Raw genomic sequence first — 17,471 nt, 5'->3', positions numbered from 1 at the left:
TGATAGAGCGTAGCTCCGATGATTCCCGCATGCCTCTCCGACGACTGGATCCTTTGCCCGGAGCGGGAGGACATCTCCGCTGAATTTACGCGGCTCCTGACCGCGGCCCAGGAGGGCGGCGCCACGATCGCCGAATGCCTGATGATCGCGCGGCAGCTGAAGCGCGGTGACGACCGCTCCTGGCATCGCGAGTGGAAGAAGCTGGCGCAGGCTAATCGGCAGCGCGCCGAGGCCGCGTTCGCGGAAGGCCACATGGCGAGCGCGCAGCGCAACTGGCTGCGCGCCATGAACTACTACGGTGCGGCGGCGATGCCGCTCGACCCGGCTGACGAGCGCCGCTGGGTTGCCGTGCTTGCGATGCAGGAATGCGCCCGCCGCTATCTCGCGGCGCGCGGCCCGGCCGGCGAAGTCGTGACGATCCCCTGGCTCGACGGACATGCGTTGCAGGGCTATTTCCTTCCCGCTCCGTCGGGAAGCGGACGGGCTCCGACCGTGATCTGCATCGGCGAGCCCGGCCATCGCAAGGAGGAGTTCCTGTTCAAGCTCGTGCCGCATGCGCGCGAGCGTGGATTCTCGATGCTGGCGCTCGACCTGCTCGGCGACCAGCGCGACGACTATCTCGACGCGCTGTTGCGGCGCCGGGATCTCGAGAGCGCGATTCCCGGCGTGATGGATTATCTGGAGACGCGCGGCGACATCGATTTCGCCCGGGTCGGGATCATCGCCGACGGCTGGGGCTCGTCCTTCGTGGCGCGTGCGGTGTTGCAGGAGCCGCGGCTTGCCGCCGCCGTCTGCGACGGCGGCCTGTGGGACCTGCACGAGCGAGCCTTCTTTGCCAGCCGATTCGCGATGAGCGACGTCAGCATCGTGCCGGTGCCGCATGCGCCGCTGATGGCCTCCAGCGCGGACTGCCCGGTGCTGATCACGCTCGGCGAGGACGGCTGGCTCAAGGCCGACCGGGCGCGTCAGATCGTCGAGAGCTCCCGGCTCGCCACCTCGGATGTCATGCTGAAGGTGTTCACCGCGTCCGAGACCGGCGCGGCGCAGGCCCATGCGGACAATCCGAGCCTTGCCAACGAATACATCTTCGACTGGCTCGAATCTCGGCTCGGCACCGCCGCGCGGCGGATCTGAGCGCGGCGGCCCAGAACCCTAGAAGTCGAGCGAGATCCGGACGCAGGCTTTCTGGAGGCGGTTCTTCAGCGTCGCGAGCTTGCCGGTGAATTCCGTCAATTCGTTCTCGTCGAACTCCTGGAAGACGAATTCGCGGATCGTCTTGTACTGCTCGTTGAGGCTTGCGATGTGCTTCTGGGTCTTGTCGGTCAGGGACAGCCGGACCACCCTGGCGTCGGTCGGCGAGGGGCGACGGCGGAGCAGGCCCTTCTTTTCGAGCAGCTTGGACTGGGTGGTGACGAAGGACGGATCGACATGGAGGAGCTTGGAGACCACGTTGACCGGAATGCCGTCGTCCTTGTCGAGGTCGGAGATGGCCATCAGGATCAGCCATTGCGGGCCGCTGATACCGAGTGTCTTCGCCCAGAACTGACGCAGCTCCTCCAGATACATGTTGATCGACGATATCTCCCAGGTGAAGCGCCTGATGATATCCAGATTGCCGATCGAGCGCAGGCGCGCTCCTTCTTTCCTCGTCGCGGACACAGCGTCACTCCCGTGAACCGATTGTTCAGGCCGGTGTTCGTGGAGGGCCATAGTCCACGCAAGCCTGCTCTGACGCAAGTGCAGGGCAGGGTAATTTCGTCACTAAAACTACAAAGATGATCAGCTCAGCGATTAGCCCGGCGCCGGTGTTGCGCGCGGGGCACAGGCTTAGCGAAAACCGGAAGGCTGACTTAATAAAGTATTTTGATTAGCGAACGACGCAGGCATATTGGTTCCTGACGGTGGGGGGGTCTCGATCGTCCCGTTGCAGGTGGTTCGCTCACGTTGCTCGCGTCGAAGCGGGTGTGTCCGAAAGCGGCCGAGCGGATTGATGGAGACGGGGATCTTGGGGGGCCTCACGGTCCGGTCTCCGTAAAATGAGCAACTTGGAGGTTTTTGAGATGAAAGTGGTGAAGAGCCTTTTGCTCGGCACTGCGGCGGGCCTGATCGCCGTCGGTGGAGCCCAGGCGGCCGATCTTCCGGTCAAGGCCAAGGCAGTCGAGTACGTCAAGATCTGCACGCTGTACGGCGCGGGCTTCTACTACATCCCGGGCAGCGACACCTGCATCAAGCTCGGCGGCTATGTGCGTGCCGAAGTGGCGCTCAACGCCGGCGGCAATTACAGCGCCCAGTACAACGGCGTGTTCGCGGCCAACAACCGCCTCACCAACTACTACTCGATGCGCGCTCGTGAAGACCTCAACATCGACACGCGCACCGCGACCGAGTACGGCGTGGTCCGCACCTATTTCGACGCGGTCTTCACCTGGACGACCGGCAGCTATGGCGGGACCGGTTCGGGCACGGGCGCGACCCAGTACAGCGGCACGATCGGCCTCAACGCGGCCGGCACCGGCCTCACCGGCTCGGGCGGCGGCAACATCAACGGCACCGACGGCAACACCTCGGGCGGTGCGCTCGGCGTCTATTACGCTTTCATCCAGTTCGCCGGCTTCACCATGGGCAAGGCCGTGTCGCAGTTCGACGCGCCCTGGATCAACTATCCCGGCAACAACTTCGACCAGCTCGTCGGCGGCAGCGGCACCACCAACGGCGTGACCCAGTTCACCTACACCGCCGATTTCGGTCAGGGCATCACGGCTGCATTCTCGGCGCAGGACCAGACGCAGGTGTTCCAGACCAACATCTGGAACACGGCCGGCATGTCCACCACCGGCGTTCTCGGCGGTGCCTACGGCTCGAACGATCTCGGCGGCACCCGCGCGCCCGACCTCGTCGCCATGGTTCGCGTTGACCAGGCCTGGGGCCTGTTCCAGGCGTCGGTCGCCGCGCACGACAACCATGTCGCCTATTACGGTGCGACTGAAGTGACCGGTCATCCCGAAGACAAGTGGGGCTGGGCCGTTCAGCTCGCGTTGGGCATCAAGAACATCCCGACCGGCGCCGGCGACGTGATCAACATCTCGGGCGTCTACACCGAAGGCGCGAGCCGCTACAACTTCCAGGAGCTGGCCGCGACCAGCTACTCGATGTTCGGCAGCTCGAACGCCGCCTATCAGAGCATCGGCTTCGCCGGCGTGTCCGACGCGGTGTTCGGACCAGGCGGCCAGCTCGAGCTGACCAAGACCTACGGCTTCCGGGGTGCCTTCACCCACAATTGGAGCCCGTACTGGAACACGGCGCTCTACGGCGCGTGGGCTGCGGTCAATTACAGCGGCACGGCGAAGAGCATGATCTGCGGCAGCGCGGCGTTCGCCACCCTGACCGGCTCCTGCAACCCGGACTTCAACATCGGCCAGGTCGGTGTCATCACCCGCTGGACGCCGGTGAAGAACCTGACCTTCTCGGCTGACTTCACCTACAGCCATCTCGACCAGAAGTATTCGGGTGTGATCACGACCGGAGCACTGACGGGCGTCGCCAAGCCGGCGGCGACCTACGAGCTGAAGGACCAGGACACCTACAGCATGCTGCTGCGCGCCCAGCGCAACTGGTAAGCTTAACGTCCCTCGATGCGACAGAGCCCCGGCGGGAGACCGCCGGGGCTTTTTCTTTGCGGAGATCTTCACAATCCGTCCGTCCGTGCAGACGGCGAAGACGAGCTATGCGATTCAATCGCCTCAGATTTATTTACTTACATGAGTTACTAAGCTATATATCTCCAAGCCAAATACGAAAGTTGCGGCTCTTAGCTTCACGCTAAGCCTCCAGAAACCTCCGGCGATGCCCCGCCGGAGGTTTTTCGTTTTTGGGAGGCACGGCGTTTTCGAGCGACGTGGATACCGGTTCGCGTCAAGAAAACGGGTCAAACAGATGCTAACCGCGCATCACGCGGGCGCGTGAGTTCGGCCGGTAGGCGAGGCGGCTGTGGCCGGCGCAATAGGGCTGAGCGTCGGGCGCGGCGTTGCCGCAGAAGCAGAAATCCTCGGCGCCCGGCGTCGAGATCGGCCAACGGCAGCGGTTCTCGGCCAGCTCCATCAGCGAGCAGCGATTGGCGTCGTCGATCGGACCTGTGGTCACGGGTGCGTCGGTCTCGCCATAGATCGTGGCGAGCATCTCATATTGCAGCCGCGGCACGGCTCTCGGCGCCCGCGCGGGCCTGTCCTGAACCTTGCGCTCGTCGAAGGTGCGGCCGCGCGTGAGATTGAGGCGGGACAGCTTGCCGATCACCGCGTTGCGGCTGACGCCGATATCGGCGGCGATCTCGCGGCAGGAGAGCCCGGCCTCGAAATGCCGCTTCAGAAGTTCGATGCGATCGTCGGTCCAGGTGGGTGAAAGAACAGGCATGTGTCACGGTCCCAGGTTGCAGATGTAGCCATCCGCCTTGCCGAGATCGGTCCGTTCACGTTCGGCGCGCGCTCACGTCCTGCCATTGTCGCGAATCGACAGCAGCCCGTCCTTGATGGCGAGACGGATGCCTTCCTCGATCAGGGTACGTGCGACGCCGGGAACGCTTGTGCCGTGGGTGCCCTGTCTCACCAGCTTCTCCAAATAGGTGATGGTCGAGAGCGCCAAGGTTACGGGAATACGGTCAGTCTCGGCTTTTTCGGTGGCCATGGCCCGAACGCTAGCCTCTTACTCGGGTACATAAAAGTAACGATTAAGACTCTATTTAGGTTCGGGGGTGGAAGTCAAATGCAGGCTGAGCTTGATGCTCAGCATGTTGGAATCGCACGGGAATTAGACGCGACGAGGCGCGCCGCACGGGAGTCCCGGCGGCGGCGTGGCGTCAACAGGTCGGGGAGGAGCGGGCCGGGCTCAGCCGTGCACGATCGCCTTTTCGATCATGCAATGGATGCCCTTGGCGCCGTTGACGGTCTGGGTCACCCTGAGATCGGCGGCCAGGCTGCACAGCGTGTAGGCGTCCTCGCGCGACAGGTTTCGCCGCTCGCCGAGCAGCGCGATCATGTCCCGCAGCGCGCGCACCACGCACTGGTCGAGATCGGGGTCCATCGCCATGGTCATGTAGTGGGTTGCCGTTTCGGCGCGGGGATAGTCGAACTTCAGGTCCTTGCGCAGCGTCAGGCGGAAGCGGCCCTGCAGCGCGGTCTCGATCGCGGTGACGCAGACCTCGCCGTCGCCCTGCACGCCATGGCCGTCGCCGCAGGAGAACATCGCCCCCGACACGAACACCGGCAAATAGAGCGTGGCGCCGGCGCCGAGCTCCTTGTTGTCGAGATTGCCGCCCATGGCGCGCGGGATTAGCGAGGAAATGCGGCCCCAGCCAGGGGGCGGCGACACGCCCATCACGCCGAAAAACGGCTTGAGCGGCAGGTCGAGGCCCCACGGCATGCGGCCGACCATCCGCGCCCGGTCGAGCGGGATGTTCAGGATGCGGGTCTCGTGGAAATCGTCGGGCAGGGTGCCGGACAGCGGCTTGATCATGTTCCAGCCCCAGTCCTGCCGGAGCTGGACGTCGAGGATCTCGACGGCGAGCACGTCGCCGGGCTCGGCGCCTTCGACCGCGATCGGGCCGGTGAGGATGTGGCCGGGCAGCATGCGCTCGTTGTTGGCGTGAACCTCGAACATCTCGGGGGGAATGTGAAACTTGTCGCGGTCGGGCAGCATGTCGGGGCCGCCGCTGATGGTGTCGACCGTCACCTCGTCGCCGCTTTTGATCGTCAGCACGGGCTTGAGCGCGGCTTCGAAGAAGCCCCAATGGCAGGTTTTGGAGCTGGAATGCAGGTGGTGATGGGTCATTTGCCGCGTCCGGTCGCTTTCATCAGGCCGGGCTTGACCCGGCGATCGATCCTCTTTCAAGAAGATTTCTGAAGATCGCCGGGCAGGTCAAGCCCCGCGCGGACCGGCCAGTTCATTCCAGCGAGGCTCCCCTGTTTTTCGTCCTTTCCAAGACGCTTGGCACCGCGCTGCTGCCGATCAACTTCATGGTCGAGCTCGGCATCGTCTCGCTGCTGCTGATGGCGACGCGCTTTGCCGCGCTCGGCCGCAAGCTTGCGGTGATCACGCTGGTGCTGCTGGCGCTGGCGGCGTTCTCGCCGCTCGGCAATCTCCTGATCTATCCGCTGGAGTCGCGGTTTCCGGCGTGGGACCCCGCACGCGGCGCGCCCGACGGCATCATCGTGCTCGGCGGCTCGGTCGACACCGATCTGTCGGCGGCGCATCGCACGCCCGTGGTCGCGCACGCAGCCGATCGTCTGTTTGCGCCGGCCGAGCTCGCGCGCCGCTATCCGAATGCGCGCATCGTCTTTACCGGGGGGACCGCGAACCTGGTCGCGACCGACGCGAGGGAGGCCGACTATTCCGCGCCGATCCTGGAAAATCTCGGCATACCGAAGCAGCGCCTCATCCTGGAGCGGAGCTCCCGCAACACCTGGGAGAATGCGATCTTCACGAAACAGCTGGTAACGCCGAAGCCGGGCGAGCGCTGGCTTCTGGTGACGTCGGCCTTCCACATGCCGCGCTCGATGGGGATCTTCCGCAAGGCCGGATTTGACGTCGAGGCCTATCCCGTGGACTGGCGGATGGGCGGGCGTGACGATCTGTTCTCCTTCACCAATATGGGCGCGGATGGGCTGGGCCGAACCGAAGTTGCAGTGCGCGAGTGGATCGGCCTTTTGGCCTACCGTCTGATGGGCCGGACCGGCGAGTTGCTTCCGGGACCGGGCAAGGACTAGAACGGAGCTGCAAAACAAGAACACACGGCGCACGATCGCCGGGCCGGAGGAAGCCATGCAACAGCAAAGTGCAGACAGCATCGATCTTGGCGGCGTCGTCGCCGATCTCAACAGCCTGCTGCGGCTGAAGACGACCGTGATCGGCATGAAGCTGTTTGCGCAAGCGGCAGAGATGGAGGCGATCCCGAAAATCCGGCGGCCGAATGCGATCCACACCACCGACCAGATCGTCAGCATGGCCGCGCGCCTGGGCTGGACCGTCGGCATCACCGCCGACGACCTTGTCGGCGCACAGTGCCGCGCGGTGATCGGGCTCAGCCCCCAGGACGAGAAATGGCTCGCCGGCGAAAATTATGTCGGGGTCTGGCACGGCACGGCGGAAGACGCGCGCAAGCGCCAGGAGGCGCTGGACGTGGTTCCGTTCGGACACTATCAGGCGCTCGCCGTCAGTCCGCTCGCCAGCGGCCGGCTCGATCCGCCCGACATCTGCCTGGTTTATGCGACTCCCGGGCAGATGATCATCCTGATCAACGGGCTGCAATATACCGGCTACAAGAAGTTCGAATGGGGTGTCGTCGGCGAAACCGCCTGCGCGGATTCCTGGGGGCGGGCGCTCAAGACCGGGGAGCCCAGCCTGTCCTTGCCATGTTATGCCGAACGGCGCTATGGCGGCGTGCCGGACGAGGAGATGCTGATGGCCTTGAAGCCGTCGCATCTCGCCAAGGCAATTGAAGGCATGAAGGCGCTGGCCAAGAACGGCCTGCGCTATCCGATCCCGCCCTATGGCATTCAAAGCGACGTCCGTGCCGGCATGGGCGTGAGTTACGCGAAGAAGTAAAGGCCAATCATGAGCTCTGCGAAATTCGACATCGTCGTCTACGGCGCGACCGGTTTCACCGGCCAGCTCGTCGCCGAGTATCTGGCGGCACACTACAAGGACGATAAGGCGCTGACATGGGCGATGGCGGGCCGTAGCCTGGACAAGCTCAAATCGGTGCGCGACGCGATCGGCGCGCCCGCGGATACGCCGCTGATCGTGGCGGATGCGTCTGACGCAGCCTCGCTGAAGGCGATGGTGGCGCAGACCAGATCGGTGATCACGACGGTCGGACCGTATCAATTCTACGGTGAAGAGCTGCTCGCAGCCTGCGTTGCACAGGGCACAGACTATTTCGATCTCTGCGGCGAGCCGGTCTGGATGCGGCAGATGATCGACAAGTACGACGCGGCGGCCAAGGCGAGCGGCGCGCGCATCGTTTTTTCCTGCGGCTACGATTCCGTGCCGTTCGAGCTCGGCACATTCTTCGTGCAGGAAGAGGCCAGGCGCGTGTTCGGCGCGCCGGCCGCGCGCGTCAAGGGCCGCGTGCGCGACATGCGCGGCACGCTGTCCGGCGGTACCGCGGCGAGCGCGAAAGCGACCTTCGATGCCGTCGCCAAGGATCTCAGCCTCGTCGCCATCCTCAACGACCATTTCGCGCTGACGCCCGGATTTACCGGTCCGAAGCAGCCGAAAGGCAATAGAGCGGCCTACGAGGAGGATCTGCAATCCTGGGCCGCGCCGTTCATGATGGCGCTGATCAACACGCGCAACGTCCATCGCTCCAACATGCTGATGGGCTTTCCCTACGGCCAGGACTTCGTCTACGACGAGATGGTCCTGACCGGTCCCGGCGAGAAGGGCGAGGCCAACGCGAAGCGCGTGATGGCGGTCAATGCCGAGAAGACCGGCCCGAACGCGCCGAAGCCGGGCGAGGGGCCGTCGAAGGAAGAGCGCGAGAACGGTTTGTTCAACCTGCTCTATGTTGCGATCGCGCCGGATGGCCGCCAGGTCCGCGCCGGCGTCACCGGCGACCGCGATCCCGGCTATGGTTCGACCTCGAAGATGATCTCCGAATGCGCGACCTGCCTGCTCCGCGACGCGGGGGACGTTCCGGCCGGCTTCTGGACCCCGGGCGCAGCGATGCAGCACAAGCTGATCAAGCGGCTGCGGGACAATGCGGGGCTGACGTTCACCGTGGAGAGCTAGCTCGGTGCCGTAGGGTGGGCAAAGGCGCAACGCGCCGTGCCCACCATTGTCCCGATTGGAGAGAGATGGTGGGCACGCTGCGCTTTGCCCACCCTACGGCAGCGTTCGTGCCGCTTACGCCGCCCGCGCGTCATACGCGTACATGAACTCCATACTCTTCGATCCCAGCGGCAACAGCCATTTCAGCATCTGATTGCGCACCCACGCGCCGGTGGCGCTGAACTCGCGCTTGCTGTTGCCGTTGCGGCGCGCCATCGCGACGATCTTCTCGGTGCGCGGACGACGCTCGGCCTCGAATGCCCTAAAGGTGGCGCCGAGCTCCTGGCCCTCCTGCATCAGGCGGGCAAGCCGCATCGCGTCCTCGAGCGCCAGCGATGCGCCCTGGCCGGCATGGGGGCTGGTCGCATGCGCGGCATCGCCGATCAGCAGCGAGCGCTTGCGCGACCAGGTCGGAAGGGTCGCGACGTCCAGCGTGTCGGTGACCACGATGTTCTCGGCGGCCTCGATGATGTCGGGGATCGGATCGTGCCAGCCGCGGTGGAAGCCGCGCAGATGCTGCTTCAGCGTCGACGGGTCGAGCGCCCGGAACATCGCGGCGTCCATGCCGTGCGCTGGCTGCGTGCTCCACCACATCACGCCGTCTTTGGGATCGGGGCTGCAATAGCCATAGCCGAAGAAGCCGCTCTGGCCGAACGTTGTCTCGACGTGCCGGCCGATCGATCTGCCGTCGAGCACGGCATGCGGCACGAAGCCGCCGAAGCCGAGCAGTCCGGTGTTGAACGGCTGCGGTCCATCCGGCACCACCTGTCGACGTGTGATCGAGTGCACGCCGTCGGCGCCGATCAGGAAGTCACCCTCGGCCGTGGTGCCGTCGGCGAAATAGGCGATGATCGGCTGGTCGCCGCGGTCCTCGATCTTGATCAATCGCTTCTCGAAATAGAGCGAAACGCAGGCGCACCAGGCCTTGTCGATCAGGATCTCGTTCAGCGTGGCGCGGCAGACGTTCACCGCGGGCTGGCCGAAGCGCCGCTCCATGTCGCGGTTGATCGAGCCGAGCCTCGCGCCGCCCTGCGAATAGAAGTCGAAGGCCTCCGCGACCGAGCCGCGGCTGATCAATTCGTTCGCCAGCCCGATCTCGTCCATCACATGCATGCCGTTCGGCGCGATCTGCAGCCCGCCGCCGATGCCCTTGGAATAGGGCCAGGCCTCGTAGATCGCGGACTCGATGCCGGCGCGGCGGAGCAGGATCGCGGCCACGGGTCCGGCAATGCCGGCGCCGATGATCAGGGCCTTGCGTGGTCGATAGGACATGGCTTGCTCCCGACGTTTCCGTGGTGCTAGGAGGAATTACGGTCGCTAAATCTCTTAGTGGCTAAGATATATATCGCCTAAGATATGAGGTCGGCCTTGTCAAGGACGAAGGCGCGCAACGCGCTGCTGCAGGAGCTCGAGGAGGCGATGCGCCGGTCGTCGGCGCAGGGCGTGCTCTATGGCCAAACCGTTGCCAACGTTGCCGGAATTGCCAATTCCGATCTCGAATGCATGGACATCCTGTATCTCGAGGGGCGCGTCACCGCAGGGAGGCTCGCCGAGGTCACGGGCCTCACGACGGGTGCCATCACCGGCGTGGTCGACCGGCTCGAAAAGGCTGGCCTGGTGCGCCGTGAACGCGACGAGAAGGACCGCCGCAAGGTCTTCATCGCCGTCGTGCCGGACGCGGCGATGAAGATCGGCCAATTCTACGTGCCGATGCAGCAGGCGATGGAGAAGGTATTCGGCGGCTATTCCGACGAGGAATTGCGGCTGCTGCTGCGTTTCGCCAACGAAGGCTACAAGGGCGTGCTCGCGGCGACCGAGGCGCTGAAGGGCCTCCTCGACACGCCACCGGAAAAGCGTCCGGCTCTCAAGTTGACGAAGCGTCGTCCCTGATCTTGTAGATCTGCGCGGCCGCGATCATGCCCCACATCGCGCCCAGCATCATCCAGAAGTGCCGCCAGTGGTCGGTGTCGATCACGAAGCTCTCGCCGACGGTGCCGACGAAGGCGGCGAACACTGCGAGATAAGCACGTTGCCAGGGCACCGGGACGAAGATGTGCCGGAAGCCCATGATGACGGTGGTGAAGACCAGCGCGGGATAACACACGCCGGAGAGCCATCCGCCGGACATGAAGGCGTTGAGATAGGAGTTGTGGGTGTCCTCGGGGAAGAAGCGGTGGAATTGCAGCGGGCCGATGCCGAACGGCAGGTCGAGCGCCATCTCCGCACCGAGGATGTGGCGGCCGAACCGGCCGAAGCGGCCCTCGTCGTAGCTCTGGTCGAAGCTCGCGCGCTGCTTGAACATCTCGGCGGTGGAATCGAACGACAGCAGCACCGCGATCAGCGCCAGCCCCAGCACCGCGGCCACGATCGCCATGATGATGATGCGCGAACGCTGCGCGTTGGTACGGCTGGTCAGCACCATCAGCGCCAGCATGAAGGCGGAGGTCAGCACCAGGCCGCCCCAGGCGGCGCGTGAGAAGGCGAGCAGGATCGCCAGCGACATGATGCCGAAGGCGAAGACGTTGCGGAACGCCTTCCCCAGTCTGTCCGAAACCACGCTCTGCAGCGAGAACAGCGCGGGCAGGATCAGGAAGGCGCCGAGGACGTTCGGGTCCTTGAACGTGCCGCGCGCGCGGCCGTAGAGGGTGAGAAGGTCGTTGCCGCCGGGCACCAGGTGGAAATAGCCGGCGACCGCCAGCAGTGAAGCGATCATTCCGCCGACCACGAGGCCGCGGCGGAGCATGTCGAGCCGGGCCGCGGTATCCTCGGACGTGACCATGGCGAAGAACACCACGGTCACCGCCATGTACCATGAGGTCGCGATCCAGCTCACCACCTCGGACTGCTCGAACAGCGGAATCGCGCTGATGGTGTAGCCGACATTGAGCAGGACCAGCATCAGCACCAGCGGCATCAGCGCGAGCCGCAGCCTCAGGCCGGTGGCGAAGAACGTGACGGCCGCGAGCAGCGTCATGATCTCGTAGGGGCTCGGCTCGATGAAGACGACCGCGCCGGAGGCGCCGACCAGCCACACCAGCGCGCGCTGCAGCGCCAGCACGCCGGGCGCAGCCGGCACGGCTACGTTCACTTCACCGGCTGTCGCCGCATACGCCATCACATGCTCATACGCTTACGCAACTCACACGCCACAAACACCGCTGTCATCGCCCGGCTTGACCGGGCGATCCAGTACTCCGTGGGGCCATTGGAGACGACGGCCGGCGCCGCGGCGTACTGGATGCCCCGCTTTCGCGGGGCATGACGGAAACTCAATACGCGTTCTCGTTCTTGGTCAGCAGCGAGATCGGCGTCTTCAGGAGAATGTAGAGGTCGAACAGCACCGACCAGTTCTCGATGTAATAGAGGTCGAACTCGACGCGCTTCTGGATCTTCTCTTCGTTGTCGATCTCGCCGCGCCAGCCGTTGATCTGGGCCCAGCCGGTGATGCCGGGCTTGACGCGGTGGCGGGCGAAATAGCCGTCGACGGCTTCGTCGAACAGCCGGCTCTGCAGCTTGCCCTGCACCGCATGCGGGCGCGGACCGACCAGGGAGAGGTTGCCGGAGAAGACCACGTTGAAGAGCTGCGGCAGCTCGTCGAGGCTGGTCTTGCGGATGAAGCGGCCGACGCGGGTGACGCGCGGATCGTTCTTGGTCACGACCTTGGAGGCGGTCGGATCGGCCTGATGGTGGTACATCGAGCGGAACTTGTAGACGTCGATGCGCTCGTTGTTGAACCCGAAGCGCTTCTGGCGGAATAGCGCCGGGCCGGGGCTGTCGAGCTTCACCGCCAGCGCCACCAGTCCCATCACCGGCAGCGCCACGAGCAGCGCGAGGCTGCCGACGACGCGGTCGAACAGCCATTTCATCACCAAATCCCAGTCGGTGATCGGCGCCTCGAACACGTCGAGCGTCGGCACCTCGCCGAGATAAGAATAGGAGCGGGGCCGGAAGCGCAGCTTGTTGGTGTGCGCGGAGAGGCGGATGTCGACCGGCAGCACCCAGAGCTTCTTCAGCATTTCGAGGATGCGCGTCTCCGCCGAGATAGGCAGCGCGAACAGCACGAGATCGACGCGGGTGCGGCGGGCGAATTCGACGATGTCGTCGACCTTGCCGAGCTTGCGCGCGCCGGCGCAGCTGTCGAGCGCGCGGCTGTCGTTGCGGTCGTCGAACACGCCGAGCACGTGGATGTCGGAATCCTCCTGCGCCTTCAGCGCTTCGACCAGCTGCTCGCCATTGCTGTCGGAGCCGACGATGATGGTGCGGCGGTCGAGCCGGCCCTGGCGCGCCCAGCCGCGCACCAGCGAGCGCAGCACCAGACGCTCGGCGAGCAGCGCGGCGAGCCCGAGGAAGTAGAACGCGGCCAGCCACAGCCGCGAGATTTCACTGCCGTATTTGGCGAAGAAGGAGATGCCGATGAACAGCAGGAAGACGAACGACCAGGACGAGATCATCCGTGTCATCTGCCGGAGCTGCCCGCGGAACAGCTGCACCTGATAGATGTCGGCGGCCTGGAAGCAGACCACGGCCGCGATCGATACGGCGATGACCTCGGCGGGATAGACCCAGCTGAAGCCGGAGAGCGGCATGACATAGCCGACATAGAGCGCGATACCGACGAGGCTCAGCAGCGCGAAGTCGGCGACGCGCACGAAGCCGGCGATCACGATCGGCGAATAGGCGCGGGCGACCTTCTGGTTGACGACGTCGAGGGCTGCGGGCGAGAGCCGGCGGCGGCGCTCCACGAAGGGTTGGTCAGCGGGTTTCGCCGCGGCGCTGGTCGCGGCATCGAGCATCGAGCGTGCGTTGAGCGGTTCCACGGGCGTCCACGTCCAATTTCAAGCACCCGCGGGCCAATAGCGTTGGCGCCCCGGGCGGCATCCCCTGGTCCTTCGATTATCGAACAAATCGGAAGATTTTCTAAAACGGGCTTAAGGATGGTTAATGATTGGCAAATGCGTGGCGATAGCCGGCGATCACGCCGTCGACCATGGCGGCTTGCGAGAAATGCGCCGAGATGCGTTCGCGCAAGGACACGGCGCGCTGCGCGGTGGTCTGCGGATCATCGAGCGCTGCGGCGATCGCCTCGGCCATGGCCTCGGCATTGCTCGGCGCGAACAGGGCCGGGCTCTCGGAGCCGAAGATCTCGGGGATGCCGCCGATGCGCGATGCGATCATGGGAATGCCGGCCGCGCCGGCCTCGATCACGACATAGGGCATGGAATCGCCGCGCGAGGGCACGACGAGCAGTCGGCCCTTTGAGAAGCCGTAGCGCGCCTTGACGTGGCCGATGAAGCGGATCGCATGGGTGAGGCCGAGCCTTTCGACCTGCGCCTTCAGCGCCGCCGTTTCCTCGCCGTCGCCGCCGAGCGTCAGCGTGACCTTCTTGCCGCCCTCGTGCAGGCGCGCCACGGCATCGACCAGGAGATCGGCGCCCTTGATGTGCCTGAACTCGCCGACATAGGCGAGGTCGGTCGCATCTTCGGTGGTCACGACGGGCTCGAACTCCTCGGGAGTGACGCCGTTGAAGACGCAATGCACCACGCCCTTGGGCGTACCGACGATGCGTTGATAGGTGTCGCGAGCGAATGCGCTCTCGAACAGGAACAGGTCGGTCGCGTCCATCAACGTCCGCTCCAGCCGCGCGTAAAACTCGCCCTTGAAGGTGTTGAGAGGATAATGCAGCGAGCCACCATGCGGCGTGTAGATGCGGATGGTGTCGTCGGAGCGTCGTCGCATCCGGATGAAGGCGCCGGCCTTGGCGCCGTGGCCGTGCATGACATCGGGCTTGAGCGTGGCGATCAGGCGCCGCATGCGAAGCCAGACCAGGACATCGTCCGGCGACGGCTCGCGGCGGATCGCGAGCCGGTGCACGCCGAGCTTCAGCCGCGGCGCGAGCTCGGTAAGGGCCTTGTCGGCGCGCTCGCCGCCGGTGAGGCTGTCGGCGAGGATGCCGACATGGTGGCCGCGATCGACCTGGCCGTTGGCGACGTCGAGGATGTGGCGGAAGATGCCGCCGACCGGAGCACGCACGGCGTGCAGGATACGAAGCGGCCGGTCAGGAGAGGGGGGCATGAATCAAAACCAGCGCTCGACGGCGAATGCCGAACAATTCCTAGGAAAATATCGAGACGGATTAAGGGCCCTCGTGGTTAACAAACGGTGACGAGTGCGCCTGCGCACGTCGCCGCATGCCGCGATTAACCCAGCGGCAACCTTAATGGAGTGTAATCGCCCCGGTTGAGCTAGCTTAGTAGCGTTGCCCCTGCGGGAGTGTTCGATGCGTTTAGCGTTCTGGCGTGCCGGCAAGGACAAGGCCGTGGTTGCGCGGGCCGTCTCGAAGGCCAAACCCGAAGTCGCGCCCGAGGTCGAGACCAAGGCTGAAGTCAGGCTTGAACCAAAGCCTGCGCCGGTCGTCACCAAGCAGGCCCAAGTCGAATCCGGCGATATCGATCTGCACGCGCTCGGCGCGGCCTTGGCGCGCAAGCGCGGCTGGATCATCGTGCCGACGGTGCTGGCGCTCGTCGCCTCCGTCGCCGTCGTCAACCTCGTCACGCCGCGCTACAAGTCCGAATCGCGCATCCTCATCGATGGCCGCGAGAACGTGTTCCTGCGCCCGAGCAGCGACCGCACCGAGGAGCGGCAGGCGCTCGACGCCGAGGCCGTCACCAGCCAGGTGCAGCTGGTGCTGTCGCGCGATCTGGCGCGGGAGATCATCAAGAAGAACAAGCTCGCCGAACGCCCCGAATTCGATCCGGTGCTGCAAGGCATCTCGCCGCTGAAGTCGCTGGCCGCGATGATCGGTATCGGCCGCGATCCGTTTTCGATGACGCCGGAAGAGCGCGTGCTCGATGCCTATTACGATCGTCTCCAGGCCTACGCCGTCGACAAGTCGCGCGTGATCGTGGTCGAATTCCAGTCCGCCGATCCGGACCTTGCAGCGCGCGTCGCCAATTCGATCGCCGACGGCTATCTCGTGCTCCAGCAGGGCGCGCGCCAGGAGCAGGCCAAGAACGCCAGCCAGTGGCTCGCCGGCGAGATCGAGAGCCTGCGCAAGAAGGTCTCCGACGCCGAGGCCAGGGTCGAGGATTTCCGCTCCAAGTCGAGCCTGTTCGTCGGCACTAACAACACCACGCTGTCGAACCAGCAGATGGGCGAGGTTAACACCCAGCTCAACAACGCGCGCGCGCTGAAGGCAGACGCGGAATCCAAGGCGCGCCTGATCCGCGAGATGCTCCAGAGCGGCAAGCCGATCGAGGCCTCCGAGGTCGTGAACTCCGAATTGATGCGGCGGTTGTCCGAGCAGCGCGTCACGCTGCGTGCGCAGCTCGCCGAGCAGTCGTCGACACTGCTTGGCAATCACCCCCGGATCAAGGAGCTGAAGGCGCAGCTTGGCGATCTCGACAATCAAATCCGCGACGAAGCGGCCAAGATCTCCCGCTCGCTCGAAAGCGACGCGCGCATCGCCGGCGGCCGGGTCGATGGCCTGACCGTGAGCCTCGAGCAGCTCAAGAAGCAGGCGACCTCGACCAACGGCCAGGACGTCCAGCTCCGCGCGCTGGAGCGCGAGGCCAAGGCGCAGCGCGATCTGCTCGAGACTTATCTCGCCAAGTACCGCGAGGCCAATACCCGCGAGACCATCGACACGGCGCCGACCGACGGCCGCATCATCTCGCGCGCCATCGTCTCGAACACGCCGGCCTATCCGAAGAAGCTGCCGATCGTGCTGATCGCGACGATCGCGACGCTGCTGCTCTCGTCCGGCGTCGTCGTCACCGGCGCGCTGTTGCGCCAGACCGCGCCGCGCACGGTGGCCGCGTTCGGCCCGGTGCAAACGCAGGCACCGCTGCGCCAGGAACCGGTCGTCCAACCTGTCGTCCAGCCAGTTGTCCGGCCCGAGGTCGAGCCGATCGCCGATCCGGTCATGGCGGAGACCGCGCCGCTTCAGCCGGAGATGACCGATGATGCCGACGTCACCGAATTCACCGAGATCGAGAATCTGGCCGGCAGCCTGCGCGCCGCGGGCGCTGCGGCGAGGAAGGTCACGGTGCTCGGCACCGCGGTCGGTGAAGCCATCACGCTGTCGACGCTGACGCTTGCCCGTCATCTGGCGCGCGAGGCGCGCGTCGTCGTGGTCGATCTCACCGCGTCCTCGCCGACGATTGCCGCGGTCTCCGTTGATGCTTCGGCGCCCGGCCTTGCCGAGCTGATGCAGGGCGAGGCGTCGTTCGCGCAAATCATCACCCGGGACAAGCTATCGCGGCTGCATCTCGTCATGGCCGGCCGTCCCGGCTTCGACCGCAGCGTGCTGCAATCGCCGCGGGTGACGCTCGCCATCGACGCGCTGCTGCGCGCCTATGATCACGTGCTGATCGACGCCGGCAGCGCCTCCGACCTTCCGGCCGAACTGCTGACGGCGCATGCCCGCGCCGTCGTGGTGCCCGATGCCTCGATGGCGAGCGATGCGCGCACGCTGATGTGCGAGCAGCTGAAGGCGGTCGGCTTCAGCGAGGTGACCATGCTGAGCAAGCCGGTGCAGGCTTCGGATGCGGTGGATGCGCCGCGCGTGGTGGCGGCGTAGGCTCTTCTTTCTCCGCGCACTCGAAATCGTAGGGTGGGCAAAGGCGCGTTTGCGCCGTGCCCACCACCTGTCC

15 protein-coding genes are annotated in these 17,471 nt (G+C 65.2%); 7 read left to right on the top strand and 8 right to left on the bottom strand.

Annotated features, from left to right (window positions below):
- The first annotated feature begins 18 nt into the window (after positions 1 to 18).
- Positions 19 to 1,134 (top strand): alpha/beta hydrolase family protein, encoded by a 1,116-nt coding sequence (locus tag RAD04_RS16535; protein ID WP_461624610.1) that lies wholly within the window; start codon positions 19 to 21, stop codon positions 1,132 to 1,134.
- Positions 1,135 to 1,152: 18 nt separating this feature from the next.
- On the opposite strand, the gene RAD04_RS16530 is transcribed toward RAD04_RS16535, so the two are convergent.
- The gene (locus RAD04_RS16530) at positions 1,153 to 1,659 is read right to left on the bottom strand and encodes a MarR family winged helix-turn-helix transcriptional regulator (RefSeq protein WP_026202299.1); all 507 of its coding nucleotides are present in this window, start codon (positions 1,657 to 1,659) and stop codon (positions 1,153 to 1,155) included.
- 401 nt (positions 1,660 to 2,060) lie between these two features.
- Here RAD04_RS16530 and RAD04_RS16525 point away from each other — a divergent pair, with 401 nt between their 5' ends.
- Positions 2,061 to 3,617 carry a porin gene (locus RAD04_RS16525; RefSeq protein ID WP_461624609.1) on the top strand — a complete coding sequence of 519 codons (1,557 nt, stop codon included), beginning with the start codon at positions 2,061 to 2,063 and terminating at the stop codon, positions 3,615 to 3,617.
- A 319-nt stretch (positions 3,618 to 3,936) separates the two neighbouring features.
- Here the strand turns inward: RAD04_RS16525 and RAD04_RS16520 are convergent, their stop codons facing one another.
- The 3 genes from RAD04_RS16520 to RAD04_RS16510 form a co-directional block, all read right to left on the bottom strand.
- Entirely contained in the window at positions 3,937 to 4,407 is a 471-nt protein-coding gene (locus RAD04_RS16520) for a GcrA family cell cycle regulator (protein ID WP_461624608.1), read from the bottom strand.
- Between the two features lie 72 nt (positions 4,408 to 4,479).
- The gene (locus RAD04_RS16515; RefSeq protein WP_007603456.1) at positions 4,480 to 4,677 is read right to left on the bottom strand and encodes a hypothetical protein; all 198 of its coding nucleotides are present in this window, start codon (positions 4,675 to 4,677) and stop codon (positions 4,480 to 4,482) included.
- Between the two features lie 201 nt (positions 4,678 to 4,878).
- Positions 4,879 to 5,820, bottom strand: a complete 942-nt coding sequence (locus RAD04_RS16510) for an acetamidase/formamidase family protein (RefSeq protein WP_461624607.1) — start codon at positions 5,818 to 5,820, stop codon at positions 4,879 to 4,881.
- 185 nt (positions 5,821 to 6,005) lie between these two features.
- On the opposite strand from RAD04_RS16510, the gene RAD04_RS16505 reads away from it, so the two are divergent.
- From RAD04_RS16505 to RAD04_RS16495, 3 genes are read left to right on the top strand one after another with little or no spacing between them, the layout of a single operon-like run.
- Positions 6,006 to 6,755: a YdcF family protein gene (locus RAD04_RS16505; RefSeq protein WP_461624606.1), complete on the top strand. Its 750-nt coding sequence runs from the start codon at positions 6,006 to 6,008 to the stop codon at positions 6,753 to 6,755.
- Positions 6,756 to 6,810: 55 nt separating this feature from the next.
- Positions 6,811 to 7,593, top strand: a complete 783-nt coding sequence (locus RAD04_RS16500; protein ID WP_461624605.1) for a DUF169 domain-containing protein — start codon at positions 6,811 to 6,813, stop codon at positions 7,591 to 7,593.
- A gap of 9 nt (positions 7,594 to 7,602) precedes the next feature.
- Complete coding sequence (locus tag RAD04_RS16495; protein ID WP_461624604.1) at positions 7,603 to 8,781, top strand: saccharopine dehydrogenase family protein; 1,179 nt, start codon at positions 7,603 to 7,605, stop codon at positions 8,779 to 8,781.
- A gap of 114 nt (positions 8,782 to 8,895) precedes the next feature.
- Here the strand turns inward: RAD04_RS16495 and RAD04_RS16490 are convergent, their stop codons facing one another.
- Positions 8,896 to 10,092, bottom strand: coding sequence for an FAD-dependent monooxygenase (locus RAD04_RS16490; protein WP_461624603.1), 1,197 nt, complete (start codon positions 10,090 to 10,092; stop codon positions 8,896 to 8,898).
- Positions 10,093 to 10,239: 147 nt separating this feature from the next.
- Between RAD04_RS16490 and RAD04_RS16485 the strand changes: the two genes are divergently transcribed.
- Positions 10,240 to 10,710, top strand: coding sequence for a MarR family transcriptional regulator (locus tag RAD04_RS16485; protein WP_461624733.1), 471 nt, complete (start codon positions 10,240 to 10,242; stop codon positions 10,708 to 10,710).
- Here RAD04_RS16485 and RAD04_RS16480 read toward each other — a convergent pair.
- The 3 genes from RAD04_RS16480 to RAD04_RS16470 all read right to left on the bottom strand — a co-directional run bounded on the left by RAD04_RS16480 (position 10,685) and on the right by RAD04_RS16470 (position 14,892).
- On the bottom strand, positions 10,685 to 11,935 hold the full coding sequence (locus RAD04_RS16480) for an O-antigen ligase family protein (RefSeq protein WP_461624602.1): 1,251 nt from the start codon (positions 11,933 to 11,935) through the stop codon (positions 10,685 to 10,687). The genes RAD04_RS16485 and RAD04_RS16480 overlap by 26 nt on opposite strands.
- Before the next feature lie 154 nt (positions 11,936 to 12,089).
- Positions 12,090 to 13,637 carry an undecaprenyl-phosphate glucose phosphotransferase gene (locus tag RAD04_RS16475; RefSeq protein WP_461624601.1) on the bottom strand — a complete coding sequence of 516 codons (1,548 nt, stop codon included), beginning with the start codon at positions 13,635 to 13,637 and terminating at the stop codon, positions 12,090 to 12,092.
- A gap of 121 nt (positions 13,638 to 13,758) precedes the next feature.
- Positions 13,759 to 14,892, bottom strand: coding sequence for a glycosyltransferase family 4 protein (locus tag RAD04_RS16470; RefSeq protein WP_461624600.1), 1,134 nt, complete (start codon positions 14,890 to 14,892; stop codon positions 13,759 to 13,761).
- A gap of 205 nt (positions 14,893 to 15,097) precedes the next feature.
- Between RAD04_RS16470 and RAD04_RS16465 the strand changes: the two genes are divergently transcribed.
- A complete protein-coding gene (locus RAD04_RS16465) occupies positions 15,098 to 17,398 on the top strand; it encodes a GumC family protein (protein ID WP_461624599.1) in 2,301 nt (766 codons plus the stop codon).
- The last annotated feature ends 73 nt before the right edge of the window (positions 17,399 to 17,471 follow it).

The organism is Bradyrhizobium sp. 25ACV, assembly GCF_054863005.1.
The sequence above is the reverse complement of the archived record's forward strand: the minus strand, read 5'-3'. Positions and strand labels throughout refer to the sequence as shown.